The 721-nt window shown below is 73.5% G+C and carries 1 pseudogene; it reads left to right on the top strand.

The window, feature by feature from the left end:
• Positions 1–721: pseudogene (locus tag DEIPI_RS40730) on the top strand (hypothetical protein); the annotation flags it as partial.

Genomic DNA, 721 nt, shown 5'->3' with positions numbered 1-721 from the left:
CCGCCTTCCCCGCCGCTCCCTACCGTCAGATCGTCGGCTCGCTCGACACGGCGGTGAGGCTGCGCGCCACCGACCCGACCCGCAGCCTCGCCGCCATCGACGACGCCCGCGAGGTCTTCGACGGCGTCGCGCCGTCGCTGGGCAAGTCCGTCCTCACGGACGGCATCAAGGTGGCGCTGCAGAACACCCGCATCGCCGTGGCGCGCTCCCAGACGGACCTCGACGCGCAGGCCGCGCAGGCGCGCGGTCTGCTGCGCAAGGCCCTGCACGACTCCACCCTCACGGCGCTCAGCAGGAACGAGCCGGGCGCGCTCGTGGAGGTCGGCGCGCTCGCCGACGACTTCGGCTTCAAGGGCGCTCCGCGCGCGAGCATCGTGAACGCCGCGCGCGCGGGTCAGGTGGACCTCGTGCGGCTGGAATTCGAGAAGCTCGCGACGGACAAGATGGACGCGTCCCTCTCGCGGGCCAACCCGGAGAATCGCGCGGCCGCCTACCTGGAGACGGCGCGCGCCATGAGCTGGTTCGGCATCGTGCAGGACTCGCCCCGCGCGGGCGCGCTCGCCACGGCGGACTTCGTGAAGGCCATCGAGTCGCTCACGAAGAACGACACGGCGGCCTTCACGGCGCAGCTCACGCAGCTGCGCGCCGCCTCCACGCGGTTCCGTGACGCCTCCACCGCCGAACTGCGCCGCCTGCGCGCGGGTGCGCCCGCCTCCTCGGC

Origin of the sequence: Deinococcus pimensis DSM 21231, assembly GCF_000519345.1 — a bacterium.
Taxonomy (GTDB): Bacteria; Deinococcota; Deinococci; order Deinococcales; family Deinococcaceae; genus Deinococcus_A; species Deinococcus_A pimensis.
Note: the sequence above shows the minus strand (reverse complement) of the source record. Positions and strands in the feature narration are given on the sequence as shown.